Source organism: Segatella copri, from assembly GCF_019127135.1.
Taxonomy (GTDB): Bacteria; Bacteroidota; Bacteroidia; order Bacteroidales; family Bacteroidaceae; genus Prevotella.
In genome coordinates, this window is record NZ_JAHOEA010000196.1 from 1 (window position 1) to 417 (window position 417).

Consider the following 417-nt stretch of genomic DNA (forward strand, 5'->3'; position numbering starts at 1 on the left):
AGATTTGCACAAAGTTGCCAAATCGCCATAAAGCAAGCGAGTGAGGAATATTGAAGTAGTTCAGTTACTAAATCGTGAGCCACAGTTACCTATGCAAAGCAGGTAACAATGCGGAAAGGCAACTTTGTGCATCAACGGATTTTATTGCGCTGATTCTCAATGTTTTGCGTATCAAGGAACGCTTACAAAATGATTATATTTGCACACTCAAAATGTAAGCGTTATGAAAATCGAAAAATTCAAGGTGTTGCTCTACCTAAAAAAGAGCGGAATGGACAAGAATGGAAAAGCTCCCATCATGGGACGCATCACGGTGAACAGGACTATGGCGCAGTTCTCCTGCAAGTTGTCTTGCACTCCATCGCTTTGGAATCCTCGTGCCAGCCGATTGGAGGGCAAGAGCAAGGAAGCCGTGGA

1 protein-coding gene is annotated in these 417 nt (G+C 43.9%); it reads left to right on the forward strand.

From position 1 onward, the window contains the following. Positions 1 to 223: 223 nt before the first annotated feature. Positions 224 to 417 (forward strand): Arm DNA-binding domain-containing protein (locus tag KSW37_RS15840; RefSeq protein WP_254880508.1); only part of this gene is annotated, 194 nt, incomplete at its 3' end.